Source organism: Enterobacter sp. 237C8 (assembly GCF_034106865.1).
In the GTDB taxonomy this organism is placed as follows: Bacteria; Pseudomonadota; Gammaproteobacteria; order Enterobacterales; family Enterobacteriaceae; genus Enterobacter; species Enterobacter asburiae_B.
Window position 1 is genome coordinate 809,507 of sequence record NZ_JAWNDF010000001.1, and the last position, 24,629, is coordinate 834,135.

At 56.1% G+C, this 24,629-nt stretch carries 24 protein-coding genes; 21 read left to right on the plus strand and 3 right to left on the minus strand.

Going from position 1 to position 24,629, the window contains the following annotated elements:
* Positions 1-3 precede the first annotated feature (3 nt).
* The 10 genes from flgC to flgL all read left to right on the plus strand — a co-directional run bounded on the left by flgC (position 4) and on the right by flgL (position 9,480).
* Positions 4-408 (plus strand): flagellar basal body rod protein FlgC, encoded by a 405-nt coding sequence (gene flgC, locus USF70_RS03945; protein ID WP_008500814.1) that lies wholly within the window; start codon positions 4-6, stop codon positions 406-408.
* An 11-nt stretch (positions 409-419) separates the two neighbouring features.
* On the plus strand, positions 420-1,130 hold the full coding sequence (flgD, locus tag USF70_RS03950) for a flagellar hook assembly protein FlgD (protein ID WP_033145203.1): 711 nt from the start codon (positions 420-422) through the stop codon (positions 1,128-1,130).
* Positions 1,131-1,156: 26 nt separating this feature from the next.
* Positions 1,157-2,407, plus strand: a complete 1,251-nt coding sequence (gene flgE / locus USF70_RS03955) for a flagellar hook protein FlgE (protein ID WP_039261882.1) — start codon at positions 1,157-1,159, stop codon at positions 2,405-2,407.
* Positions 2,408-2,427: 20 nt separating this feature from the next.
* Positions 2,428-3,183 (plus strand): flagellar basal body rod protein FlgF, encoded by a 756-nt coding sequence (locus USF70_RS03960; protein WP_033145205.1) that lies wholly within the window; start codon positions 2,428-2,430, stop codon positions 3,181-3,183.
* Positions 3,184-3,194: 11 nt separating this feature from the next.
* Complete coding sequence (flgG, locus tag USF70_RS03965) at positions 3,195-3,977, plus strand: flagellar basal-body rod protein FlgG (protein ID WP_008500810.1); 783 nt, start codon at positions 3,195-3,197, stop codon at positions 3,975-3,977.
* A 57-nt stretch (positions 3,978-4,034) separates the two neighbouring features.
* Positions 4,035-4,733, plus strand: a complete 699-nt coding sequence (flgH, locus tag USF70_RS03970) for a flagellar basal body L-ring protein FlgH (RefSeq protein WP_024909015.1) — start codon at positions 4,035-4,037, stop codon at positions 4,731-4,733.
* 12 nt (positions 4,734-4,745) lie between these two features.
* Complete coding sequence (locus tag USF70_RS03975; RefSeq protein WP_029740346.1) at positions 4,746-5,843, plus strand: flagellar basal body P-ring protein FlgI; 1,098 nt, start codon at positions 4,746-4,748, stop codon at positions 5,841-5,843.
* Positions 5,843-6,796: a flagellar assembly peptidoglycan hydrolase FlgJ gene (gene flgJ / locus USF70_RS03980; protein ID WP_320735291.1), complete on the plus strand. Its 954-nt coding sequence runs from the start codon at positions 5,843-5,845 to the stop codon at positions 6,794-6,796. Before USF70_RS03975 ends, flgJ begins: the two co-directional genes overlap by 1 nt.
* A gap of 75 nt (positions 6,797-6,871) precedes the next feature.
* On the plus strand, positions 6,872-8,512 hold the full coding sequence (gene flgK / locus USF70_RS03985) for a flagellar hook-associated protein FlgK (protein ID WP_320735292.1): 1,641 nt from the start codon (positions 6,872-6,874) through the stop codon (positions 8,510-8,512).
* Positions 8,513-8,526: 14 nt separating this feature from the next.
* A complete protein-coding gene (flgL, locus tag USF70_RS03990; protein WP_033145208.1) occupies positions 8,527-9,480 on the plus strand; it encodes a flagellar hook-associated protein FlgL in 954 nt (317 codons plus the stop codon).
* Between the two features lie 75 nt (positions 9,481-9,555).
* On the opposite strand, the gene USF70_RS03995 is transcribed toward flgL, so the two are convergent.
* Positions 9,556-10,770, minus strand: coding sequence for an MFS transporter (locus tag USF70_RS03995; RefSeq protein ID WP_320735293.1), 1,215 nt, complete (start codon positions 10,768-10,770; stop codon positions 9,556-9,558).
* Between the two features lie 145 nt (positions 10,771-10,915).
* Here USF70_RS03995 and USF70_RS04000 point away from each other — a divergent pair, with 145 nt between their 5' ends.
* On the plus strand, positions 10,916-11,818 hold the full coding sequence (locus USF70_RS04000) for a LysR family transcriptional regulator (protein ID WP_073001132.1): 903 nt from the start codon (positions 10,916-10,918) through the stop codon (positions 11,816-11,818).
* Between the two features lie 41 nt (positions 11,819-11,859).
* Here USF70_RS04000 and rne read toward each other — a convergent pair whose 3' ends face one another.
* Positions 11,860-14,994: a ribonuclease E gene (gene rne, locus USF70_RS04005; protein ID WP_232938286.1), complete on the minus strand. Its 3,135-nt coding sequence runs from the start codon at positions 14,992-14,994 to the stop codon at positions 11,860-11,862.
* Between the two features lie 572 nt (positions 14,995-15,566).
* Here rne and rluC point away from each other — a divergent pair.
* Positions 15,567-16,514, plus strand: coding sequence for a 23S rRNA pseudouridine(955/2504/2580) synthase RluC (gene rluC, locus USF70_RS04010; protein WP_024909023.1), 948 nt, complete (start codon positions 15,567-15,569; stop codon positions 16,512-16,514).
* Positions 16,515-16,646: 132 nt separating this feature from the next.
* On the opposite strand, the gene USF70_RS04015 is transcribed toward rluC, so the two are convergent.
* Positions 16,647-17,231 (minus strand): nucleoside triphosphate pyrophosphatase, encoded by a 585-nt coding sequence (locus USF70_RS04015; protein ID WP_320735294.1) that lies wholly within the window; start codon positions 17,229-17,231, stop codon positions 16,647-16,649.
* 140 nt (positions 17,232-17,371) lie between these two features.
* Between USF70_RS04015 and yceD the strand changes: the two genes are divergently transcribed.
* The 9 genes from yceD to pabC all read left to right on the plus strand — a co-directional run bounded on the left by yceD (position 17,372) and on the right by pabC (position 24,627).
* Complete coding sequence (yceD, locus tag USF70_RS04020; protein ID WP_014883375.1) at positions 17,372-17,893, plus strand: 23S rRNA accumulation protein YceD; 522 nt, start codon at positions 17,372-17,374, stop codon at positions 17,891-17,893.
* Between the two features lie 16 nt (positions 17,894-17,909).
* The gene (gene rpmF / locus USF70_RS04025) at positions 17,910-18,083 is read left to right on the plus strand and encodes a 50S ribosomal protein L32 (protein ID WP_003857964.1); all 174 of its coding nucleotides are present in this window, start codon (positions 17,910-17,912) and stop codon (positions 18,081-18,083) included.
* An 80-nt stretch (positions 18,084-18,163) separates the two neighbouring features.
* Positions 18,164-19,198: a phosphate acyltransferase PlsX gene (gene plsX, locus USF70_RS04030; RefSeq protein ID WP_060568787.1), complete on the plus strand. Its 1,035-nt coding sequence runs from the start codon at positions 18,164-18,166 to the stop codon at positions 19,196-19,198.
* A 6-nt stretch (positions 19,199-19,204) separates the two neighbouring features.
* A complete protein-coding gene (locus USF70_RS04035; RefSeq protein WP_320735295.1) occupies positions 19,205-20,158 on the plus strand; it encodes a beta-ketoacyl-ACP synthase III in 954 nt (317 codons plus the stop codon).
* A gap of 15 nt (positions 20,159-20,173) precedes the next feature.
* Positions 20,174-21,103 (plus strand): ACP S-malonyltransferase, encoded by a 930-nt coding sequence (fabD, locus tag USF70_RS04040; RefSeq protein ID WP_033145214.1) that lies wholly within the window; start codon positions 20,174-20,176, stop codon positions 21,101-21,103.
* A gap of 12 nt (positions 21,104-21,115) precedes the next feature.
* The gene (gene fabG / locus USF70_RS04045; RefSeq protein WP_008500795.1) at positions 21,116-21,850 is read left to right on the plus strand and encodes a 3-oxoacyl-ACP reductase FabG; all 735 of its coding nucleotides are present in this window, start codon (positions 21,116-21,118) and stop codon (positions 21,848-21,850) included.
* A gap of 277 nt (positions 21,851-22,127) precedes the next feature.
* Positions 22,128-22,364, plus strand: coding sequence for an acyl carrier protein (acpP, locus tag USF70_RS04050; RefSeq protein WP_003857954.1), 237 nt, complete (start codon positions 22,128-22,130; stop codon positions 22,362-22,364).
* Between the two features lie 91 nt (positions 22,365-22,455).
* Positions 22,456-23,697 (plus strand): beta-ketoacyl-ACP synthase II, encoded by a 1,242-nt coding sequence (fabF, locus tag USF70_RS04055; protein WP_024909028.1) that lies wholly within the window; start codon positions 22,456-22,458, stop codon positions 23,695-23,697.
* A gap of 120 nt (positions 23,698-23,817) precedes the next feature.
* On the plus strand, positions 23,818-24,627 hold the full coding sequence (gene pabC, locus USF70_RS04060; RefSeq protein WP_213787456.1) for an aminodeoxychorismate lyase: 810 nt from the start codon (positions 23,818-23,820) through the stop codon (positions 24,625-24,627).
* Positions 24,628-24,629: the final 2 nt, after the last annotated feature.

Sequence of the window (24,629 nt, forward strand, 5' to 3'; positions counted from 1 at the left end):
TAGATGGCCTTGTTGAATATTTTTGATATTGCCGGTTCGGCGTTAACCGCGCAGTCCAAACGCCTGAACGTGGCTGCCAGTAACCTGGCGAACGCCGACAGCGTAACCGGACCAGACGGCCAGCCTTATCGCGCCAAACAGGTTGTCTTTCAGGTCGATGCTGCGCCGGGCGCGGCGACGGGCGGCGTGAAGGTGTCTGATGTGGTAGAGAGCCAGGCGCCGGACAGACTGGTGTATGAGCCGGGTAACCCGCTCGCGGATGCCAGCGGATACGTGAAAATGCCAAACGTGGATGTGGTGGGTGAGATGGTGAACTCCATGTCGGCTTCCCGCAGCTACCAGGCCAACGTTGAAGTGCTGAATACCGTGAAGAGCATGATGCTCAAAACGCTCACTCTCGGCCAGTAAAGGAGACATGCATGTCCATCGCCGTAAATGTGAATGATCCTACGAACTCGGGCGTTAATAACACGAAGAGTACGACGGGTTCTAACTCCCTCACTGGGAGCAATGCCTCCGATCTTCAGGGCAGCTTTCTGACGCTGCTGGTGGCGCAGCTTAAGAACCAGGATCCCACCAACCCAATGCAGAACAACGAACTGACCACGCAGCTTGCGCAGATCAGCACCGTGAGCGGCATTGAGAAACTCAACACCACCCTCGGCTCCGTCTCCGGGCAGATCAACAGTGCCCAGTCTCTGCAGGCGGCAAGCCTGATTGGCCACGGGGTGATGATCCCGGGAACCACGATTCTGGCGGGCACCAGCACCACTGAAGGCAACAGCACAACGACCACCACGCCGTTTGGCGTTGAGCTCCAGCAGGCGGCTGAGAAGGTCACTGCAACGATCATGGATGCCAATAACGTGGTGGTTCGTACCATTGATATCGGTGAGCTGAAGGCGGGCGTTCACACCTTTACGTGGGATGGCAGCCTGACCGACGGCACTAAAGCACCAAACGGTTCTTACAAAGTAGCGATCAGCGCCAGCAACGGGACGACCCAGCTGGTGGCGCAGCCGCTGCAGTTCGCGCTGGTCCAGGGCGTGATTAAAGGAAGCGACGGCAACAAACTGGATTTGGGAACCTCTGGTTCCACCACACTCGACGAAGTTCGGCAGATTATCTAAGCCTTAACACTTATCAGGAGTAAGTCATGGCCTTTTCTCAAGCGGTCAGCGGCCTGAATGCTGCGGCCACCAACCTGGACGTCATTGGCAACAACATCGCCAACTCCGCGACCTATGGTTTTAAATCCGGTTCTGCTTCATTTGCGGACATGTTTGCCGGTTCCAAAGTCGGCCTGGGCGTGAAAGTTGCGGGCATCACTCAGGACTTTACCGACGGCACCACCACCAACACCGGTCGTGGTCTGGACGTTGCTATCAGCCAGAACGGTTTCTTCCGTATGGTCGATTCCAACGGTTCTGTGTTCTACAGCCGTAACGGCCAGTTCAAGCTGGACGAAAACCGTACGCTGGTTAACATGCAGGGCATGCAGCTGACGGGCTACCCGGTAGCTGGAACGCCTCCAACCGTTCAGACCGGTGCGAACCCTCAGGCGATTACTATCCCGAATACCCTGATGGCGGCGAAATCAACCACCACCGCGACGCAGCAGATCAACCTGAACTCAACCGATCCTGTTCAAACTGCCCCGTTCGATGCGACCAACCCGGATACCTATAACAAAAAAGGGACCGTGACCGTATTCGACAGCCAGGGTAACGCCCACAACATGTACGTCTACTACGTGAAGACGGCCAACAATAAATGGGATCTTTACACTCAGGACGGCAGCGTTGCGGGTTCTACTGCAGCGAAAGCGGCGCAGATGAACTTTGATGCGAACGGTAACCTGGCGGGTGTCTACAACTACGACGCTGCGGGTGTACTGAGCGCAACGCCAAACGCCACGCCGGCCATCAACATCACCACGGGTTCTGTCAGCGGTGCGACGGCGGCGACCTTCTCCCTGAGCTTCCAGAACTCCATGCAGCAGAACACCGGTGCAAACAGCGTTGTGGCAACCAATCAGAACGGCTACAAGCCTGGCGACCTGGTGAGCTACCAGATCAACGACGATGGCACCGTGGTGGGAAGCTACTCTAACGAACAGTCTCAGGTTCTGGGCCAGATCGTGTTGGCAAACTTCGCGAACAACGAAGGCCTGAAATCTGAAGGCGACAACGTCTGGTCTGCCACTCAGTCCTCCGGCGTGGCGCTGCTGGGTACCGCAGGCACCGGTAACTTCGGCAAGCTGACCAACGGCGCGCTGGAAGCTTCCAACGTGGATATGAGTAAAGAACTGGTGAACATGATCGTCGCGCAGCGTAACTATCAGTCGAACGCGCAGACCATCAAAACCCAGGACCAGATCCTCAACACGCTGGTTAACCTGCGTTAAGCGGCTAACAGGAAAGCGCAATGGATCACGCAATATATACCGCGATGGGCGCGGCAAGTCAGACGCTCAATCAGCAGGCCGTTACCGCCAGCAACCTGGCAAACGCCTCTACGCCAGGCTTTCGCGCGCAGCTTAATGCGCTGCGCGCGGTGCCGGTAGAAGGGTTGTCCCTGCCGACCCGTACGCTGGTGACGGCATCAACCCCTGGCGCAGATATGACGCCTGGGCAGATGGACTACACCTCGCGCCCGCTGGACGTTGCCCTGCAGCAGGACGGCTGGCTGGCGGTGCAAACTGCGGACGGCAGTGAAGGCTATACCCGTAACGGCAATATCCAGGTGAGCGCGACGGGCCAGCTGACGATTCAGGGGCATCCGGTGATGGGGGAAGCGGGTCCGCTGACCGTGCCGGAAGGCTCTGAGCTGACTATCGCCGCGGACGGCACCATTTCGGCGCTGAACCCGGGCGATCCGGCCAATACCGTTGCGCCCGTCGGACGTCTGAAGCTGGTGAAAGCGGAAGCCAAAGACGTGCAGCGCGGCGACGACGGCATGTTCCGTCTGACCCAGGCGGCGCAGGCGACGCGTGGTGCCACGTTACAGGCCGATCCGAGCATCCGCGTGATGTCCGGCGTTCTGGAAGGCAGCAACGTCAAGCCGGTCGAAGCCATGACCGACATGATTGCCAGCGCCCGTCGTTTTGAAATGCAGATGAAGATCATCAGCAGCGTGGATGAAAACGCGGGCAAAGCTAACCAACTTCTGGCTATGAGTTAACAGGACTCCTTATGATCAGTTCTTTATGGATCGCGAAAACTGGCCTGGACGCCCAGCAAACCAATATGGACGTGATTGCCAACAACCTGGCAAACGTGAGCACCAATGGTTTCAAGCGTCAGCGTGCCGTTTTCGAAGATTTGCTTTATCAAACCATCCGCCAGCCGGGCGCGCAGTCTTCTGAACAGACGACGCTGCCGTCGGGCCTGCAGATCGGTACCGGTGTTCGTCCGGTGGCCACCGAGCGTCTGCACAGCCAGGGCAACCTGTCTCAGACCAACAACAGTAAAGACGTGGCAATCAAAGGCCAGGGCTTCTTCCAGGTGCAGCTGCCTGACGGGACCTCTGCCTATACCCGCGACGGTTCGTTCCAGGTCGATCAGAACGGCCAGCTGGTGACGGCGGGCGGTTTCCAGGTTCAGCCTGCGATTACTATCCCGGCGAATGCCCTGAGCATCACCATCGGACGCGACGGTGTGGTCAGCGTGACCCAGCAGGGACAGGCCGCGCCGGTTCAGGTCGGGCAGCTCAACCTGACCACCTTCATGAACGATACCGGTCTGGAAAGCATTGGTGAGAACCTCTACACCGAAACGCAATCCTCCGGTACGCCGAATGAGAGCACCCCGGGCCTGAACGGCGCGGGTCTGCTGTACCAGGGTTATGTTGAAACGTCCAACGTGAACGTGGCGGAAGAGCTGGTGAATATGATCCAGGTCCAGCGCGCGTATGAAATTAACAGTAAAGCAGTGTCGACGACCGACCAGATGCTGCAGAAACTGACGCAACTCTAAGGTGTAGCCCGGTGCGGTAAACGCCGCACCGGCTCCCTGTTTTCGAAGATGAAGGCAATGCAAAAAAACGCGGCGTTTCGTTATCCGATACTGACTGTTCTGGCTGTCACCCTCAGCGGGTGTGCTTTGATCCCGTCTAAACCATTGGTCCAGGGTGCGACGACTGCCCAACCCGTTCCTGGCCCCGCGCCAGTGGTAAACGGCTCCATTTTCCAGACCGCGCAGCCGATTAATTACGGCTATCAGCCGCTGTTTGAAGATCGCCGCCCGCGTAACGTCGGCGATACATTGACCATTGTGCTGCAGGAAAACGTCAGCGCGAGCAAGAGCTCGTCGGCGAACGCCAGCCGCGATGGCAAAACCAATTTTGGCTTCGATACCGTGCCACGCTATCTCGAAGGGCTGTTCGGCAACGCGCGTGCTGATGTGAACGCGTCCGGCGGCAATACCTTTAACGGCAAAGGCGGCGCGAACGCCAGCAACACCTTCAGCGGTACGCTGACGGTCACGGTTGACCAGGTACTGGTTAACGGCAACTTACACGTTGTGGGTGAAAAACAGATCGCCATCAACCAGGGCACTGAATTCATTCGCTTCTCGGGCGTGGTTAACCCTCGCACCATCAGCGGCACCAACACCGTTCCGTCCACCCAGGTGGCGGATGCGCGCATTGAGTACGTCGGTAACGGCTATATCAATGAAGCGCAAAATATGGGTTGGCTGCAGCGCTTCTTCCTTAATTTATCGCCGATGTAAGCGAGGTGACCCATGTTTAAATCGATCTTCGCCGTGGCGCTCGCGCTGGTGGCAACGTTTGCCCAGGCTGACCGTATTCGCGACCTCACCAGCGTTCAGGGCGTTCGTGAAAACTCCCTGATTGGCTATGGCCTGGTGGTTGGTCTGGATGGTACCGGTGACCAGACGACCCAGACGCCGTTCACCACCCAAAGCCTGAACAACATGCTTTCCCAGCTCGGCATTACCGTGCCGGCGGGAACCAACATGCAGCTGAAAAACGTGGCCGCGGTAATGGTCACCGCGTCCTACCCGGCGTTTGCGCGTCAGGGACAGACCATTGATGTGGTGGTCTCCTCAATGGGTAACGCCAAAAGCCTGCGCGGCGGTACGCTGCTGATGACCCCGCTGAAAGGCGTTGACAGCCAGGTCTATGCGCTGGCGCAGGGGAACATTCTGGTTGGCGGTGCGGGGGCATCCGCAGGCGGAAGCAGCGTGCAGGTGAACCAGCTGAACGGTGGACGTATCACCAACGGTGCGATCATTGAGCGTGAACTGCCGACCCAGTTTGGCGCGGGCAACACCATCAACCTGCAGCTCAATAATGAAGACTTCACCATGGCGCAGCAAATTGCCGATACCATCAACCGCAGCCGCGGCTACGGTAATGCAACGGCACTCGACGCGCGCACCGTGCAGATCCGCACCTCCACCGGCAGCAGCAACCAGGTGCGCATGCTGGCGGATATCCAGAATATGGAAGTGAACGTTCCGGTTCAGGATGCGAAAGTGATCATCAACTCCCGTACCGGCTCGGTGGTGATGAACCGGGAAGTGTCGTTGGACAGCTGTGCCGTGGCGCAGGGGAACCTCTCCGTGACGGTAAACCGCTCCGCGAACGTGAGCCAGCCGAATACGCCATTTGGTGGCGGTCAGACGGTGGTGACGCCGCAAACGCAGATTGATATGCGTCAGAGCGGCGGGTCGCTGCAGAGCGTTCGCTCCAGCGCCAACCTGAACAGCGTGGTGCGTGCCCTGAACGCCCTGGGCGCAACGCCGATGGATCTGATGTCCATTCTGCAATCCATGCAAAGCGCAGGCTGCCTGCGCGCCAAACTGGAAATCATCTAATGCTGACCGATAGCAAACTGTTGACCAGTGCAGCCTGGGACGCCCAGTCGCTCAACGAACTGAAAACCAAAGCAGGCAAAGACCCGGCGGCGAACATCCGCCCGGTCGCCCGCCAGGTGGAAGGGATGTTTGTACAGATGATGCTGAAAAGCATGCGTGAAACCCTGCCGAAAGACGGGATGTTCAGCAGTGATTCAACGCGTCTCTACACCAGCATGTATGACCAGCAGATTGCGCAGCAGATGACCGCCAGTAAAGGCCTCGGTCTGGCTGACATGATTGTGAAACAGACCGAAGCCGCGCAGGGCATTCAGCCTCAGGATCAGACGCAGCAGGTGCCGATGAAGTTCGACCTGGAAACGGTGACCAGTTATCAGAACCAGGCTCTGACGCAAATGGTGCGTAAAGCGATGCCAAAAGCCACGGGCAGCGGCGATGAGCCGCTCTCCGGTGACAGCAAAGACTTCCTGGCGCAGCTTTCTCTGCCCGCGCGCCTTGCCAGCGAACAGAGCGGCGTGCCGCATCACCTGATTCTGGCACAGGCCGCGCTGGAGTCGGGCTGGGGCCAGCGTCAGATCCGCAAGGAAAACGGCGATCCGAGCTTCAACATCTTCGGCGTGAAGGCCACCTCCAGCTGGAAGGGGCCAACAACGGAGATCACGACCACCGAATACGAGAACGGTGCGGCGGTGAAGGTCAAAGCAAAATTCCGCGTCTACAGCTCCTACCTGGAAGCATTGTCCGACTACGTTGGCCTGCTGAGCCGCAATCCGCGTTATACCGCCGTTACGCAGGCGGCGACGGCGGAGCAGGGCGCTCAGGCCTTACAAAACGCGGGCTACGCGACTGACCCGAACTATGCGCGCAAGCTCACCAGCATGATCCAGCAGCTGAAATCCATGGGCGAGAAGGTCAGCAAAGCCTATAGCACAGATATTGAAAATCTGTTCTGAAAGTTCTCAAGTCCCGGTGGAGGTTGCCGATAACCTTCATCAGGACTCGTGTCTGAACGTATAAAAGGAACCCCCATGTCCAGTTTGATTAACAGCGCCATGAGTGGCCTCAGTGCCGCGCAGTCGGCACTCAATACCGTCAGTAATAATATTTCAAGCTATAACGTGGCAGGTTACACCCGCCAGACCACGGTGCTGGGTGCATCTAACAGCACGCTGACCGGCGGTGGCTGGGTGGGTAACGGGGTTTATGTCTCCGGTGTCCAGCGTGAGTATGACGCCTTCATCACCAACCAGCTGCGCGCCGCGCAGACGCAGAGCAGCGGTCTGACGACCCGCTATCAGCAGATGTCAAAAATTGACGATGTGCTCTCCGATACCACCAACTCGCTCTCCACCACCCTGCAGGATTTCTTTAAAAGCCTGCAAACCCTGGTGAGCAACGCGGAAGACCCGGCAGCACGTCAGACGGTGCTGGGTAAAGCGGGCGGTCTGGTCAATCAGTTCAAAACCAACGATCAGTATCTGCGTGACCAGGATACGCAGGTCAATACCGCGATTGGGACCAGCGTGTCTCAGATCAACAACTATGCCAAACAGATTGCGAACCTGAACGATCAGATCTCCCGTCTGACCGGCGTCGGTGCGGGCGCATCGCCTAACGATCTGCTCGACCAGCGCGATCAGCTCGTGACTGAACTGAACAAAATCGTGGGCGTGGAAGTCTCCGTGCAGGATAGCGGTACGTTTAACATCTCTCTCGGCAACGGTTACAGCCTGGTGCAGGGCAGTAAAGCCAGCCAGCTGGCGGCCGTGAAGTCCAGCGCCGATCCGGCTCGTACGACTATCGCCTACGTCGATGACGTGGCGGGTAATATTGAGATCCCCGAGAAATTTATCACCACCGGTTCTTTGGGCGGTTTACTGACCTTCCGCACGGAAGATCTGGATAAAGCCCGTAACACCCTGAACCAGATGGCGCTGGCCTTTGCCGATTCAATGAACACGCAGCATGAAGCCGGTTTTGATGCGAACGGTGATGCGGGCGGTAAGCTGTTCAACTTCGGTTCTCCGGCGGTCCTGTCCAACAGCAAGAACGGCGGCTCTGCCGTTGTTACGGCTTCTGTGGCGGACAGCAAACAGGTCCAGGCGACAGACTATAAGCTGCAGTTTAACGGCACTGACTGGACGGTCACCCGCACGTCAGACAAAACCAGCTTTACGATGAGCCCGGATGCCAGCGGCAATCTGTCGTTTGATGGCCTTAACGTCAACGTCAGCGGCACGGCAAATACCAAAGACAGCTTTACCGTGAAGCCTGTTTCCAACGTCATCATGAACATGGATCTCGCGATCAGCGACGAGTCCAAACTGGCGATGGCATCTGTGCAGAACGGCGGCGAAAGTGACAACCGTAACGGCCAGAAACTGCTCGATCTGCAAAACGGCAAAGTGGTGGGTGGAAATAAAACCTTCAACGATGCGTATGCCTCTCTCGTCAGTACCGTCGGTAGCTCAACGGCGTCACTGAAGGTGAGCAGCCAGACGAAAGCCAACGTGGAAACGCAGTTAATCAAGCAGCAGCAGACCATCTCTGGGGTAAACCTCGACGAAGAGTATGGCAATTTGCAGCGTTATCAGCAGTATTACCTGGCCAATGCCCAGGTGCTACAAACTGCCAGTACGCTCTTCGATGCAATTATCAACATTCGTTAAGGTTGAGGTGAACAATGCGTATTAGCACCCAGATGATGTACGAGCAGAACATGCGTGGGATCACCGATTCTCAGAGCAGATGGCTGAGCTACGGTGAGCAGATGTCCACCGGCAAGCGCGTCAATCGTCCTTCGGACGATCCTATCGCCGCGTCGCAGGCCATCGTTCTGTCACAGTCTCAGTCGCAAAACAGCCAGTTTGCGCTCGCGCGTACCTTTGCAACGCAGAAGGTCTCGCTGGAAGATAACGTGTTAACCCAGGTCAACACCGCGATCTCAAGCGTGCGCGAGAAGCTCGTTTATGCGTCAAACGGCACATTAAGCGATGATGACCGTCTTTCTCTGGCAACCGATATTCAGGGGATCCGCGATCAGCTGATGAACCTGGCCAACACGACGGATGGTAATGGTCGTTTTATCTTTGCGGGATACAAAACCGAGAGCGCACCGTTTGATGCCGCGACCGGGGATTACAACGGCGGCGCTGAGGCCATCACACAGCAGGTTGATACGGCGCGAAATATGACCATCAGCCATACCGGCCAGCAAATTTTCGAAAGCATTACCAGTAATGCGGAACAGCTGCCGGGCGGTGGATATGGCCAGACCAACATGTTCAAAATCCTGGATTCTGCTATTGCCTCGCTGAAGACACCGATTGAGAACGATCCGGCTGCCGCAACGGCGCAAAGCCAGGTGATTGCCAATGCGCAAATCGGCATCAAAAACTCCCAGAACAATGTCCTGACGGTCGTTGCGGATGTGGGAACCAAGATGAACGAGCTGGAAAAACTCGACACGCTGGGCGATGACCGCGCGCTGGGTCAGACCAAGCAGATGAGTGACCTGGTGGATGTTGACTGGAACGAAGCGATTTCCTCTTACACCATGCAGCAGGCTGCCTTGCAGGCGTCTTATAAAGCGTTTAGCGATATGCAGGGCATGTCTCTGTTCCAGCTGAACAAATAACATCTTGACCTCTTGGAACATGTCTTGAAACTGGGCATGTTTTACTGCCCAATCCGTCTGGATTGGGCATTTTTTTTATGCAACTTCTGCTGATGCGGAGGTGACTCGTGCGCTTTCTATCAGACGGATTGCCAGCGCAATGACGCCACAGACCGTCGCCAGCGCGACCACGCCCGTCCAGCCGGCCAGCGAGTAGATATAGCTGCCTAACGCGGAACCCAGCGCCATCCCGATAAAGACCACCGTAAAGAGCAGGGCGTTGAGACGACCGCGCGCCTGCGGTTCAAGGCTGTATACCAGGTTCTGGTGAGCGACCAGGCTGGACTGCAGCCCCAGGTCGAACCCGACGGCGGAGATGGCGATCAGAATCAGCTGTCCATGAACGCCCAGCGCGGGCATCAGGAACATCAGGGCGAATGAAGCGGTCACAAGAGCGGCACCAATCTGCGTGACTTTTCCTGCGCCCAGTTTGTCTGCCAGACCCCCTGCCAGCGGGGCAGCTAACGCACCGGCGGCACCTGCAATACCAAATCCTCCCGCTACAGCGCTACCCAGGTGATAGCGTTCCAGCAGCATGACCGCAAGCGTAGACCAGAAGGCGCTAAAGGCAATCGACAGAAAGCCCTGAGCCAGCGCCGCACGGCGCAGCGCCGGATAGCGACGCCACAGATGTTCCATTGAGCGCATCAGCGCGGGGTAGCTCAGCGTGGAGTGAATGGCAAAACGGGGAAGCACAAACCACATCATCACCCCGACGAACGCAATGCTCGCCGCCGCCAGCTGGTACATGACGCGCCAGCCAAACGCTTCGCCCACCACGCCGCTCACGGTTCTTGATAATAAGATACCCATCAGCAGCCCGGTCATTACCGTACCCACGGTTTTCCCCTGTTTACCTTCCGGCGCAAGGATGGCTGCGGCAGGGACGATATCCTGTGCCATGGTGGCGGCCATGCCGATGAGCAGGCTGGCCAGCAGCAGAGAGTGGATCTGCCCGGTCAGGCTACAGCCGAGAAGAAACAGCGCCAGCGCCGCACTTTTTATCAGGATTAACGTCCTGCGGTCGTGGCGATCGCCGAGCGGGAGCAGGAACAGGATCCCCAGGGCATATCCCGCCTGGGTGAGCGTTGGGACCAACCCCATTCCTTCGATACTCAGATGAAGGTCTGCGCCCATCAGCGGCAGCAGAGGCTGGGCATAATAGATAGATGCCACGCTGAAACCTGCACCGATCGCCAGCATTAAGATTACCCAGCGGCTCACGGCATGGGCGGCGGTTGTTGTGTTCATAAGATGTTCCTCATTCGTCGTGTGAGGCTATTTTTTATCAGTACGCCTTGCGACGGTAGCGGGCCCGGTGGTAAAACGCTTATACGTTAAACGTATAAGTGAAAATGCGATGAAAAGAGCTGAGCGTATAGACAGGGTGGAGCTAATGCGGACGTTTGTTCGTATTGTGGAGGCGGGATCCCTCTCTGCGGCGGCACGGCAGCTGGCTACTACCCAGGCCACGGTAAGCAGACGGTTACAGTCGCTGGAGACCATGCTGGGCGTGCGCCTGATATTGCGCACCACCCACACGACGCGGCTGACGGATGACGGCGAGCGCTGTTATCAGCACGCCCGTCGGGTGATTGACAGCTGGCTGGCGCTGGAAGATGAGGTGGGGCAGACGGAAGATGAGCCGGTAGGCGTGCTGCGGGTGCGCGCTCCTCACGCGTTTGGTCAGGACCAGCTTCTGAAACCCGTAACCGAGTTTTTGCAACGTTATCCGCAGCTTTCGATTGAGTGGATGCTCAACGATCGGTCGGCGGACTTCCTCGGCGACAACCTTGACTGTGCGATTCGGGTGGGCGTGGAAGTCGATCCGGCGACCGTGTCCGTGCTGCTGGCCGAAGTGCCGCGTTCGGTAGTGGCTTCTCCGGCGCTGCTGGCCCGTTTCCCGACGGTCAACACGCCGGAGGATTTGCAGCAGTTTCCCTGGATAGCGATTAGCTCTTTCTACCAGCGCCATGTGGAGCTTTTTCACGATGCATCATCCGCCACCGCGCGGATTGCTATTACGCCACGGCTGAGCACCGACAGCCTGTATGTCGCACGCAATACGGCGCTCACCGGGCTTGGCGTGGCGGTGGTATCCAGCTGGACGGTACAGGATGATATTCGGGAAGGGCGGCTGGTGCATTTGCTGCCAGAGTGGCAGCCAGCGGCGTTACCGGTGCATCTGGTTTACCCCTGGTCCCGCTATTATCCGGCACGCTTGCGGCGTTTTCTGGAGTTGATGCGGCAGGTCATGCCTGAGGTGACCGGAATGAGAAAGCCCGTGCAGCAGCCATAAAAAAAGCCGACCCGAAGGTCGGCTTTTTACTTTCAGCGTCGTTATTCGACAGACTGCGGACGCGTCGCCGGTGCAGTCGCCTGATGCGTTGCACTGTGGCCGCCTGCAGCGCCTTTACCGTCGAAGCTGAAGGCCGGGCGTACCCAGTCACTGTGACGCGGGGCTTCAGGCACGTAATCCGGTGCCGGGGCGCGCGTCATTGGTGCTGTCGCCACGTGGGCTGCGGCTGGTGCAGAAACAACCGGCTCAGGTTTTACCTCAGGCGCTTTCGCTTCTTCGACAACCGGTTCAACCTGAATCTCAACGTCCTGAACGACTTCTTCAGTGGTGGTTTCAACGAGGGTTTCTGCGGTGTCTTCCACTGCGGCTACAGGTTCAGCCTCTTCAGCGACTTCCTCAGCCACCACGGCATCTTCTTCGGCGATAAGCTGCGGTGCGGCATCAACCGGCGCGGCAATCACTTCTGGATGGGTGGTTTCAACTTCCACTGCGTGAGGTGCTTCAGCTTCAACAACCTCAGGTTCAACAACCTCAGGTTCAACCACGGTTGCCGCTTCAGTCACGACAGCTTCTACCGCGGCTGCTGGTGCAATCACCTCTTCGGTTACAGGCTGTTCTTCAACAACCTGCTCCGGGCGAGCAACCGGGTAGCGGATCCAGACTTTGCCGGAGGCCATTTCTGGCGAAGCACAGGCAATAGTCAGCGGCATTGGCGACTGAGTCGGGTAACGCTCGTCACGATAGCGACGACGGCGCTGGCCGCTGACGCGCAGATGACGTGGAGAACGACGTGAACGGCGCGGCATACCGGCGTTATCACGGTTTTCACCGTTATCATCCTGCTCAACGTTGTTTTCAACGACCGCTGGCAGGTCAACTTTTGCCACTTGTGTACCGGTTGCGATCTCGCTGGTTTCAACCGCGATAGCGCCTGACTCTTCGGTTGCTTCAGAGGCGAAGCGAACTTTCTGAGAAAGCTGGCGCTGCTTACGACGCGGCATAACCTGAGTACGTTCTTCCTGCTCGCCGTCCTGCTGTTCAACAGGCTCTTCGCGGTTCAGGTTTTTGACTTCCTGCTGTGCCTGACGCTTCTCGTCGTTACGGCGACGGCTGCGTTCACGGCGCGGCTGCTGGTCGTCACGCTGTTTGCTCTTCTCAGACTCATCGCCCGCCTGCTGGCGAATTTCACGATCTTCAACATTCGGCTGTTGTTTCTCGCGACGGTTGCGGCGGTTGTCTTCGCGTTGCTCACGGCCTTCGCCATTCTCAGAGCGGTTGTCACGGTTGTCACGACGCTCGCTGCGGTCATTGCGATCGCTGCGGTCGTTACGATCGCGGCGGTTGTTCTGACGCTTACGGCGGTCCTGCTGACGCTCTGGCTTGGCCGCTTTTGGCTCTTCTTTCGGCTGCTCTGGCTGAACTTCTTCTTCAGCAAACATCTTCTTCAGCGCGCCAAAGAAGCGGCTCAGCAGACCCGGCTGTGCCGGCTGGGCTTTTGCTACCGCGGCTTCTGGTTTCTGCGCTGCAGGTTTGGCAGCAGGTTTTTCCAGAGCCGCTTCCGGTGGTGCTTCAGGCATGATGAAGGTCGCTAACGCAGGCTGCTCTGGCAGTTTGCGCTCGGCTGGCTCTTCATCGGAAGGCAGGGACATCTCTTCTTCATGCAGCTTCGGCAGCAGGTAGCTGAGGGTGGTCGTCTCTTCGCCCTTACGCACGCGCAGCACGTGATAGTGTGGGGTCTGCATCTGGTCGTTTGGCACGATGATGCAGCGAACGCCACCCTGACGCGCTTCAATCGCACTTACCGCTGCACGTTTTTCGTTAAGCAGGTAAGAGGCAACGGGCACCGGCACAATGGCGTGAACCTCTTTGGTGTTCTCTTTCAGCGCTTCTTCTTCAATCAGACGCAGAATGGAGAGGGACAGCGATTCGTTATCACGCACGGTACCGGTGCCGGAGCAGCGCGGACAAACGTGATGGCTGGACTCGCCGAGAGACGGGCTCAGACGCTGACGGGACATCTCCAGCAGGCCAAAGCGTGAGATATGGCTAATCTGGATACGCGCCCTGTCCTGACGCACCGCTTCGCGCAGACGGTTTTCAACCGCACGCTGGTGGCGTACCGGGGTCATGTCGATGAAGTCGATAACAATCAGACCACCCAGGTCGCGCAGGCGGAGCTGGCGGGCGATTTCATCAGCGGCTTCGAGGTTAGTGTTGTAGGCGGTCTCTTCGATATCGCCACCGCGCGTTGCACGCGCGGAGTTGATGTCGATAGCGGTCAGCGCTTCAGTGGTATCGATAACGATAGAACCGCCGGATGGCAGACGCACTTCACGCTGGAAGGCGGACTCAATCTGGGATTCGATCTGATAGTGGCTGAACAGCGGGATTTCACCGGTGTACAGTTTAATTTTGCTTGTGAAATCCGGACGACCCAGCGCGGCGATGTGCTGGCGCGCCAGCTCAAGCACTTTCGGGTTATCGATCAGAATCTCACCGATGTCCTGACGCAGGTAATCACGGAAGGCACGCACGATAACGTTGCTTTCCTGATGGATCAGGAACGGAGCAGGGCGGCTTTCGGCTGCTTTCTGAATGGCTTCCCAGTGCTTCAGACGGAAGCTCAGGTCCCATTGCAGCGCTTCGGCTGATTTGCCAACGCCTGCGGTACGCACGATAAGCCCCATGCCATCAGGCAGTTCGAGGCTTGCCAGCGCTTCTTTTAGCTCGGTACGGTCATCACCTTCGATACGGCGAGAGATGCCACCCGCACGCGGGTTGTTAGGCATCAGCACCAGATAGCTCCCAGCCAGGCTGATAAAGGTGGTCAGTGCGGCACCTTTGTTGCCACGCTCTTCTTTATCAATCTGAACGATAACTTCCTGACCTTCACGCAGAACATCTTTGATGTTTGGGCGGCCATGGGCGTTGTAGTTTGCGGGGAAATATTCGCGGGCGATTTCTTTCAGAGGGAGGAAACCATGACGCTCAGCACCGTAATCGACAAATGCAGCTTCAAGGCTTGGTTCAATGCGGGTGATTTTACCTTTGTAAATGTTCGCTTTTTTCTGTTCGTGTCCAGGACTTTCGATATCCAGATCGTACAGGCGCTGCCCATCCACAAGGGCGACACGCAACTCTTCTTGCTGAGTTGCGTTGATTAACATTCTTTTCATCGTAACTTACTCGTTATTCTTACATTGACGACAAAGCTGCGGGCAAGGTGACGCTTTCCGGGGTATGAACCGATGGCCTCGTGTCTGTTCACGTCGCCAACCTCACGGTTGTCGCTCGCTTAAGAGGCGCAGAGTGTCGGTTGCCTGTGTTTCATACGGAAACACAGCGCAATTATCAGGGGAATTGCCTGGGTAGAACTCTCCAGAGAACAATCCTTATACCGGGAAGTACTGCAACCCGCAGCCCGCTAACTGCCTGAAAGATCAATACGTCTTACGCCATTGCTGCGTGGATGATCGGTCAGACAAAATTGGTCATTCCGTCAACATCCTTACTTAACCAGGATTTAACACGGAAAACAGCCTCATTATTCCACTGCTCGCCGGGTTATAGCAAGATGACTTTTACCAATTATCACCCGGTTACTCACAGTTTCTTCACTTCAGAATGGCGATTGGTTTAATAACCACCAAATCGGTTGCGCGAAACGGGGAGCTGGCCGGATAAAAGTAAATATAAGCATAGAAAAATGAGTGGCGCTAATGGCTGACGATATTTAGAATCGCCAACCATGAAAACAGAGACTCCAGCCGTAAAAATGGTTGCCATCGCCGAAGATGACGCGGGGCAACGTATCGATAACTTTTTGCGCACCCAGTTGAAAGGTGTACCAAAGAGCATGATTTACCGCATCCTGCGCAAGGGCGAGGTGCGGGTGAACAAAAAACGCGTGAAGCCTGAGTACAAACTCGAGGCGGGCGATGAAGTGCGTATTCCGCCGGTGCGCGTTGCGGAACGTGAAGAAGAGACCGTTTCACCGAAGCTACAGAAAGTGGCGGCCCTGAGCGATGTGATCCTTTACGAAGATGACCATATTCTGGTGCTCAATAAACCGTCAGGAACGGCTGTCCATGGCGGCAGCGGTCTGAGCTTCGGCGTGATTGAAGGACTGCGAGCCCTGCGCCCGGAAGCGCGTTTCCTTGAGCTGGTGCACCGTCTTGACCGTGACACCTCTGGCGTACTGCTGGTGGCGAAAAAGCGTTCTGCGCTGCGTTCTCTGCATGAACAGCTGCGTGAGAAAGGGATGCAGAAAGACTACCTGGCGCTGGTGCGCGGTCAGTGGCAGTCCCATGTAAAAGTGGTGCAGGCGCCGCTGCTGAAGAACATTCTGCAAAGCGGCGAACGTATTGTCCGCGTGAGCCAGGAAGGGAAACCGTCTGAGACGCGCTTTAAAGTTGAAGAGCGCTATGAGTTTGCCACGCTGGTGCGCTGCAGTCCGGTGACCGGTCGTACTCACCAGATCCGCGTGCATACGCAGTTCGCAGGGCACCCTATCGCCTTTGATGACCGCTATGGCGACCGCGAGTTTGATAAGCAGCTGGCGGGGACGGGGCTGTCGCGTCTGTTCCTGCATGCGGCAGCGCTGAAGTTTACCCATCCTAATACGGGGGAAGTCATCCGTATTGAAGCGCCGCTGGACGAGCAGTTGAAACGCTGTCTTAAGGTTCTGCGCGGCTAAGGTAAACGTAAAACGGCAACGAATGTTGTCGTTTTTAATGTTTGCTCCCTCTCCCTGTGGGAGAGGGCCGGGGTGAGGGCATCAGGCCGCAGTTTAGTAGGCCCATGCAAGCGAAGCGCCGCTGGGCAAAAGTCACATGGTCAGCGGATTACACTCTTCTCGCCTTAACATCTGACACAGGGCAATCAGCGGTAACCCCACCAGCGTGTTGGGATCGCGACCGTCCAGCTTGTCGAACAGCGCAATTCCCAATCCTTCACTTTTAAAGCTTCCTGCGCAGTTCAGCGGACGTTCCCGGCGCACATAATCCACGATCTCTTGCTCGCTGAGATGGCGGAAGTGTACGTCGAACGGCTCGCATTCGGTTTGCAGATGACCGGTGGCGGAGTTATAGAGTGCCAGGCCGGTATAAAAGGTCACGATAGTGCCTCGCGCTCGCAGAAGCTGCTGGCAGGCGTTCTCCTCCGTATGGGGCTTGCCGGTGATTTCGCCGCCCAGTACGCAAACCTGGTCGGAGCCTATAATCAAATGTGCGGGATAACGTGCGGCCAGCGACTGCGCTTTCTCCTTAGCAAGACGCATCACCAGATGACGCGGTGATTCGCCCGGCTGTGGCGTTTCATCAACCTCTGGCGCGGCGCATTCAAACGGGATCCCGAGCTTTTCCAGCATCGTTCGGCGGTAGGGAGAAGTGGAAGCAAGGACGAGATTTGGCATATTTTTATCACCAGATATAGCGTATCGATGCCAGCCATTTTAAACTACAGGCCGCAATGTGTGCGAATAATTGGCAAAAGGCAGCTCTGGTTGCCTTTTTCTTTGACTCTATGACGTTACAAAGTTAATATGCGCGCCCTATGCAAAAGGTAAAATTACCCCTGACTCTTGATCCGGTTCGTACGGCTCAAAAACGCCTCGATTACGAAGGTATCTATACTTCCGATCAGGCTGAGCGTATTGCCGAATCCGTAGTCAGTGTGGACAGTGATGTAGAATGCTCCATGTCGTTCGCTATCGACAACCAGCGTCTCGCCGTTTTAACCGGTGATGCAAAGGTGACGGTAACGCTCGAGTGTCAGCGTTGCGGGAAACCGTTTGTACAGCATGTTCACACAACGTATTGTTTCAGTCCCGTTCGTTCTGACGAACAGGCTGAAGCACTCCCGGAAGCGTATGAGCCGATTGAGGTTAACGAATTCGGTGAAATCGATCTTCTGGCTCTGGTTGAAGATGAAATCATCCTCACCTTGCCAGTAGTTCCGGTGCATGATTCTGAACACTGTGAAGTGTCCGAGGCGGACATGGTCTTTGGGGAACTGCCTGATGAAGCGCAAAAACCAAACCCATTTGCCGTATTAGCCAGCTTAAAGCGTAAGTAATTGAGGAGTAAGGTCCATGGCCGTACAACAGAATAAACCAACCCGTTCCAAACGTGGCATGCGTCGTTCCCATGACGCGCTGACCGCAGTTACCAGCCTGTCTGTAGACAAGACTTCTGGTGAGAAACACCTGCGTCACCACATCACCGCTGACGGTTTCTACCGCGGCCGCAAGGTTATCACTAAGTAATCACGCGCAAGCGTGATTAGGCTTAGTGAGGATTTCCCCGTGCAAACGGGGAATTTACCGAACCAGGCTGCGACGATACCTTGACACGTCTAACCCTGGCGTTAGATGTCATGGGGGGAGATTTTGGCCCTTCCGTGACAGTGCCTGCAGCATTGCAGGCACTGAATTCTAATTCGCAACTCACACTTCTTTTAGTCGGCAATCCCGACGCAATCACGCCATTACTCGCAAAAGCTGACTTTGAACAACGTTCGCGTCTGCAGATTATTCCTGCGCAGTCAGTTATTGCCAGTGATGCCCGACCCTCGCAGGCGATTCGCAATAGTCGTGGCAGCTCTATGCGGATAGCGCTGGAGCTGGTGAAAGAAGGGCGAGCTCAGGCTTGCGTCAGCGCGGGAAATACCGGCGCGCTGATGGGGCTGTCGAAATTGCTGCTCAAACCTATTGAAGGTATTGAGCGCCCTGCGCTGGTAACGGTGTTACCGCATCAGCAAAAGGGCAAGACGGTGGTGCTCGATTTGGGCGCTAACGTCGACTGTGATAGTACTATGCTGGCTCAGTTTGCCGTGATGGGATCGGTGCTGGCAGAAGAAGTTGTCGGGATCAACACTCCCCGTGTTGCGTTACTGAACATTGGTGAAGAAGAGACCAAAGGCCTGGACAGCATTCGCGAAGCAGCTGAATTGCTCAAACAGGTTCCCTCCATCAACTATATTGGTTATCTCGAAGCCAATGAGTTGTTGACGGGTAAAACGGATGTTCTGGTGTGCGATGGCTTCACCGGAAACGTCACGTTGAAGACCATGGAAGGGGTCGTACGCATGTTTCTTTCTCTGCTGAAATCTCAGGGAGAAGGCAAAAAAAGCGCCTGGTGGCTGATTTTATTGAAGCGTTGGTTACAAAAGAGCCTGACGCGGCGATTCAGTCACCTCAACCCCGACCAGTATAATGGCGCCTGTCTGTTAGGATTGCGCGGCATCGTGATTAAGAGTCATGGCGCCGCCAATCAGCGAGCATTTGCTGTCGCGATTGAACAGGCAGTGCAGGCGGTGCAGCGACAAGTCCCTCAGCGGATTGCCGCTCGCCTGGAATCTGTATTAGCTAAAAGTGACTGAGCGTACATGTATACGAAGATTTTAGGTACCGGCAGCTACCTGCCAAAACAAGTGCGTACCAACGCCGATCTGGAAAAAATGGTAGATACGTCTGACGAGTGGATTGTCACGCGCACAGGTATCCGTGAACGTCGTATTGCTGCGCCAGACGAAACCGTGTCGACCATGGGTTACGAAGCCGCACAGCGTGCTATCGAAATGGCGGGCATTGATAAAGAACAGATTGGTTTGATCGTGTTCGCCACGACGTCTGCCACGCATGCTTTCCCAAGCGCGGCATGCCAGGTGCAGAACATGCTCGGCATTAAAGGCTGTCCGGCGTTTGACGTCGCTGCCGCGTGCGCAGGCTTCACCTATGCGCTGAGCGTCGCCGATCAGTACGTGAAATCCGGTGCCGTTAAATACGCGCTGGTGATCGGTGCTGACGTGCTGGCGCGTACCTGCGATCCAACCGATCGTGGAACGATCATTATTTTTGGTGATGGTGCGGGTGCGGTGCTGCTGGGGCAGTCCGAAGAGCCAGGTATCATCTCTACGCATCTGCATGCTGATGGCAGCTATGGCGAACTGTTGACCCTGCCTAACGCCGATCGCGTTAATCCGGACAACTCGATTTACCTGACCATGGCAGGGAACGAGGTGTTCAAGGTGGCGGTAACCGAGCTTGCACACATCGTTGATGAAACGCTGGAAGCGAATAACCTTGAGCGTACCGCACTCGACTGGCTGGTGCCGCATCAGGCGAACCTGCGTATCATCAGCGCGACCGCGAAAAAGCTGGGCATGTCGATGGATAACGTTGTGGTGACGCTGGATCGTCACGGCAACACCTCTGCGGCGTCGGTACCGTGCGCATTTGATGAAGCGGTACGCGATGGACGAATCAAACGGGGCCAGCTGGTCTTGCTTGAAGCCTTCGGTGGCGGGTTCACCTGGGGTTCCGCGCTGGTTCGTTTCTAGTATAAGGAATAAAAAATGACGCAATTTGCTTTTGTGTTCCCGGGCCAGGGCTCTCAAACCGTTGGGATGTTGTCTGAAATGGCAGCACGCTATCCGGTAATTGAAGAGACTTTCCGTGAAGCTTCTGATGCACTGGGTTATGATTTATGGGCGCTGACCCAGCAGGGGCCGGCCGAAGAACTGAACAAAACCTGGCAGACCCAGCCAGCGCTGCTGACCGCGTCCGTTGCGCTGTGGCGTGTCTGGCAGCAGCAGGGCGGTAAAGCGCCAGCGCTGCTCGCGGGTCACAGCCTGGGTGAATACTCTGCGCTGGTGTGTGCCGGCGTGATCGCGTTTGCTGACGCGGTACGTCTGGTTGAACTGCGCGGTAAATTCATGCAGGAAGCGGTGCCGGAAGGCACGGGCGGCATGTCTGCCATCATCGGTCTGGATGATGCTGCAATTGCAAAAGCGTGTGAAGAATCTGCTGAAGGCCAGGTTGTCTCTCCGGTAAACTTCAACTCGCCGGGCCAGGTGGTTATTGCCGGTCATAAAGAAGCGGTTGAACGTGCGGGTGCGGCCTGTAAAGCAGCGGGTGCTAAGCGTGCGCTGCCGCTGCCGGTCAGCGTGCCGTCTCACTGTGCGCTGATGAAGCCTGCTGCCGAAAAACTGGCGGTTGAGCTGGAAAAAATTACGTTTAACGCACCGACGATTTCCGTTGTGAACAACGTCGATGTGAAATGCGAAACCACGCCGGAAGCGATCCGTGACGCGCTGGTTCGCCAGCTCTACAGCCCGGTACAGTGGACTAAAACCGTTGAGTTTATGGCCGCTCAGGGCGTTGAGCACCTGTATGAAGTCGGCCCAGGTAAAGTCCTCACCGGTCTGACAAAACGTATTGTTGACACCCTGACAGCCTCGGCGATTAACGAGCCGGAAGCGATGTCAGCGGCACTCTCGCAATAAAAGAGGAATACCATGAGTTTTGAAGGAAAAATCGCCCTGGTCACTGGCGCAAGCCGCGGTATCGGGCGTGCAATTGCTGAAACACTGGTTGCGCGCGGCGCGAAGGTGATTGGTACAGCAACCAGCGAGAATGGCGCTCAGGCCATCAGCGAGTATCTGGGTGCAAATGGTAAAGGTCTGGTACTGAATGTGACCGAACCTGCATCTATCGAATCTGTTCTGGAAAATATTCGCGCAGAGTTTGGTGAAGTGGATATTCTGGTAAACAATGCCGGGATCACTCGCGATAACCTGTTAATGCGAATGAAAGACGACGAGTGGAACGATATCATCGAAACCAACCTGTCATCTGTATTCCGTCTGTCAAAAGCGGTAATGCGCGCTATGATGAAAAAGCGTCATGGACGTATTATCACTGTCGGTTCTGTGGTTGGTACCATGGGAAATGCTGGTCAGGCTAACTACGCTGCGGCGAAAGCAGGTCTGATTGGTTTCAGTAAGTCGCTGGCGCGTGAAGTCGCGTCCCGCGGTATTACGGTAAACGTTGTTGCTCCGGGCTTTATTGAAACGGACATGACGCGTGCGCTGACTGATGAGCAGCGTGCGGGTACGCTGGCGGCAGTTCCGGCGGGTCGTCTTGGCGACCCTAAAGAAATCGCCAGTGCGGTTGCATTTTTAGCCTCTGACGAAGCGGGTTACATCACTGGTGAGACCCTCCACGTCAACGGCGGGATGTATATGGTTTAACCACGAGATACACTAAATCATTCTGGTTGGATCAAGGCGGCAAGACCGAGAAGCCTGGGAGCATAGATTACTATGTGACCGGGATTAGAGGGCGCAGCCAACGCAGAGGCAGCCTGGATGATGACGTGTAGAAAAATATTTGCGTTATTAGGGCAAATGGCCTCAAAATAACGTAAAATCGTGGTACGAACTGCCGGGATTTAGTTGCAAATTTTTCAACATTTTATACACTACGAAAACCATCGCGAAAGCGAGTTTTGATAGGAAATTTAAGAGTATGAGCACTATCGAAGAACGCGTTAAGAAAATTATCGGCGAACAGCTGGGCGTTAAGCAGGAAGAAGTTGTGAACTCCGCTTCCTTCGTTGAAGACCTGGGCGCAGATTCTCTTGACACCGTTGAGCTGGTAATGGCTCTGGAAGAAGAGTTTGATACTGAGATTCCGGACGAAGAAGCTGAGAAGATCACCACCGTTCAGGCTGCCATTGATTACATCAACGGTCACCAGGCGTAAGTGAACATCTCCAGGCGGTCATTCGACCGCCTGAGTTTTATCTTTTTTAGTCCCACGAATCTCTTTTTTTATCCCTCCCTGGAGGACAAACGTGTCTAAGCGTCGTGTAGTTGTGACCGGACTTGGCATGTTGTCTCCTGTCGGCAATACCGTAGAGTCCACCTGGAAAGCTCTCCTTGCCGGTCAGAGCGGCATCAGCCTAATCGACCATTTCGATACTAGCGCCTATGCAACGAAATTTGCTGGCTTAGTAAAGGATTTTAACTGTGAAGAGATCATCTCGCGCAAAGAACAGCGCAAGATGGATGCCTTCATTCAATATGGAATTGTCGCTGGCGTTCAGGCCATGCAGGATTCTGGCCTTGTGATTACGGAAGAGAACGCAACCCGTATTGGCGCCGCTATCGGCTCCGGGATTGGCGGTCTTGGCCTGATCGAGGAAAACCATACATCTCTGATGAATGGCGGCCCGCGTAAGATCAGCCCGTTCTTCGTTCCGTCCACGATTGTTAACATGGTGGCGGGTCACCTGACCATCATGTTCGGCCTGCGTGGGCCAAGCATTTCTATCGCGACTGCCTGTACGTCTGGCGTACATAACATCGGCCAGGCCGCGCGCATTATTGCGTACGGCGATGCAGATGCTATGGTTGCGGGCGGTGCTGAAAAAGCCAGTACCCCACTGGGTGTCGGCGGTTTTGGTGCGGCGCGTGCGCTGTCTACCCGCAATGATAACCCGCAGGCGGCGAGCCGTCCGTGGGATAAAGACCGTGACGGCTTCGTGCTGGGCGACGGGGCGGGCATGATCGTACTGGAAGAGTACGAACACGCGAAAAAACGCGGCGCGAAAATTTATGCTGAAATCGTTGGTTTCGGCATGAGCAGCGATGCTTACCACATGACGTCTCCTCCTGAGAACGGCGCGGGTGCTGCGCTGGCGATGGAAAACGCGATTCGTGATGCGGGTATTACCCCAGCACAAATTGGCTACGTGAACGCGCACGGTACTTCTACACCTGCAGGCGATAAAGCTGAAGCTCAGGCGGTTAAGTCTATCTTCGGCGAATCTGCCAGCCGCGTAATGGTGAGCTCCACCAAGTCCATGACCGGTCACCTGTTGGGTGCGGCGGGTGCAGTAGAGTCAATCTACTCCATCCTTGCGCTGCGCGATCAGGCTGTTCCGCCAACCATCAACCTGGATAACCCGGATGAAGGTTGCGATCTGGACTTCGTTCCTCACGAAGCGCGTCAGGTTAGCGGTATGGAGTACACCCTGTGTAACTCCTTCGGCTTCGGCGGCACCAACGGTTCTCTGATCTTCAAAAAGATCTGATCCTGACGTCCCGATAGCTTTTAAAAAGGTCCGCTTGCCGGGCCTTTTTTATTAAGCCTAATCTTCTTGTCGGCTGCATGACATCCTGCCAGACTAAATGCCCACGCATAAGGAGCCACCATGTTTTTAATCAATGGCCTTGAGCAGGACACGCTGCCTGCCAGCGACAGGGCGATACAGTTTGGTGATGGTTGCTTTACGACGGCGCGCATTCTGGACGGCGATGTCTGCCTGCTGGAGGCGCACATTCGACGCCTGCAGCATGGCTGTGAAAAGCTCATGATCCCCTTTACGCACTGGGACACGTTGCGACAGGAAATGTGCCAGTTGGCAACCGGGAAGGACAGCGGCGTACTCAAAGTCATCATCAGCCGCGGCAGTGGTGGCCGGGGTTACAGCGCCGCATCGTGTATCAACCCTACGCGTATTCTCTCCGTTTCTGCTTATCCCGCGCATTACACTCGCTGGCGAGAAGACGGCATCACGCTGACGCTGAGCCCAGTACGACTGGGACGAAACCCGATGTTGGCCGGGCTTAAGCATCTCAACCGCCTCGAGCAGGTGCTCATTCGTACTCATCTTGAACAGACGGACGCCGATGAGGCGCTGGTTCTTGACAGCGAAGGGTTCATTACGGAATGCTGTGCGGCTAATTTACTCTGGCGGCAGGGGGAAGAGGTGTTCACTCCGTCGCTGGAACACGCTGGCGTAAATGGGTTAATGCGTCAGTTTTGTCTGCAACAGCTGGCACGCTCTGACTTTCGCGTTGTCGAAGTTAGCGCAGGAGAAGCGGCGCTACAGACCGCCGATGAAGTCATCATCTGCAATGCGCTGATGCCTGTTGTACCCGTCCGTGCGTATGGCCAACAACGCTGGTCTTCGCGCGAGCTGTTTCAGTTTTTAGCCCCGATATGTGAGCAAACCAGATAGTC

Excerpts from the sequence above, each read along its gene's own strand:
- flgC (WP_008500814.1), top strand. The coding sequence starts at position 4 with ATGGCCTTGTTGAATATTTTTGATATTGCCGGTTCGGCGTTAACCGCG.
- flgD (WP_033145203.1), top strand. The coding sequence starts at position 420 with ATGTCCATCGCCGTAAATGTGAATGATCCTACGAACTCGGGCGTTAAT.
- flgE (WP_039261882.1), top strand. The coding sequence starts at position 1,157 with ATGGCCTTTTCTCAAGCGGTCAGCGGCCTGAATGCTGCGGCCACCAAC.
- USF70_RS03960 (WP_033145205.1), top strand. The coding sequence starts at position 2,428 with ATGGATCACGCAATATATACCGCGATGGGCGCGGCAAGTCAGACGCTC.
- flgG (WP_008500810.1), top strand. The coding sequence starts at position 3,195 with ATGATCAGTTCTTTATGGATCGCGAAAACTGGCCTGGACGCCCAGCAA.
- flgH (WP_024909015.1), top strand. The coding sequence starts at position 4,035 with ATGCAAAAAAACGCGGCGTTTCGTTATCCGATACTGACTGTTCTGGCT.
- USF70_RS03975 (WP_029740346.1), top strand. The coding sequence starts at position 4,746 with ATGTTTAAATCGATCTTCGCCGTGGCGCTCGCGCTGGTGGCAACGTTT.
- flgJ (WP_320735291.1), top strand. The coding sequence starts at position 5,843 with ATGCTGACCGATAGCAAACTGTTGACCAGTGCAGCCTGGGACGCCCAG.
- flgK (WP_320735292.1), top strand. The coding sequence starts at position 6,872 with ATGTCCAGTTTGATTAACAGCGCCATGAGTGGCCTCAGTGCCGCGCAG.
- flgL (WP_033145208.1), top strand. The coding sequence starts at position 8,527 with ATGCGTATTAGCACCCAGATGATGTACGAGCAGAACATGCGTGGGATC.
- USF70_RS03995 (WP_320735293.1), bottom strand. The coding sequence starts at position 10,770 with ATGAACACAACAACCGCCGCCCATGCCGTGAGCCGCTGGGTAATCTTA.
- USF70_RS04000 (WP_073001132.1), top strand. The coding sequence starts at position 10,916 with ATGCGGACGTTTGTTCGTATTGTGGAGGCGGGATCCCTCTCTGCGGCG.
- rne (WP_232938286.1), bottom strand. The coding sequence starts at position 14,994 with ATGAAAAGAATGTTAATCAACGCAACTCAGCAAGAAGAGTTGCGTGTC.
- rluC (WP_024909023.1), top strand. The coding sequence starts at position 15,567 with ATGAAAACAGAGACTCCAGCCGTAAAAATGGTTGCCATCGCCGAAGAT.
- USF70_RS04015 (WP_320735294.1), bottom strand. The coding sequence starts at position 17,231 with ATGCCAAATCTCGTCCTTGCTTCCACTTCTCCCTACCGCCGAACGATG.
- yceD (WP_014883375.1), top strand. The coding sequence starts at position 17,372 with ATGCAAAAGGTAAAATTACCCCTGACTCTTGATCCGGTTCGTACGGCT.
- rpmF (WP_003857964.1), top strand. The coding sequence starts at position 17,910 with ATGGCCGTACAACAGAATAAACCAACCCGTTCCAAACGTGGCATGCGT.
- USF70_RS04035 (WP_320735295.1), top strand. The coding sequence starts at position 19,205 with ATGTATACGAAGATTTTAGGTACCGGCAGCTACCTGCCAAAACAAGTG.
- fabD (WP_033145214.1), top strand. The coding sequence starts at position 20,174 with ATGACGCAATTTGCTTTTGTGTTCCCGGGCCAGGGCTCTCAAACCGTT.
- fabG (WP_008500795.1), top strand. The coding sequence starts at position 21,116 with ATGAGTTTTGAAGGAAAAATCGCCCTGGTCACTGGCGCAAGCCGCGGT.
- acpP (WP_003857954.1), top strand. The coding sequence starts at position 22,128 with ATGAGCACTATCGAAGAACGCGTTAAGAAAATTATCGGCGAACAGCTG.
- pabC (WP_213787456.1), top strand. The coding sequence starts at position 23,818 with ATGTTTTTAATCAATGGCCTTGAGCAGGACACGCTGCCTGCCAGCGAC.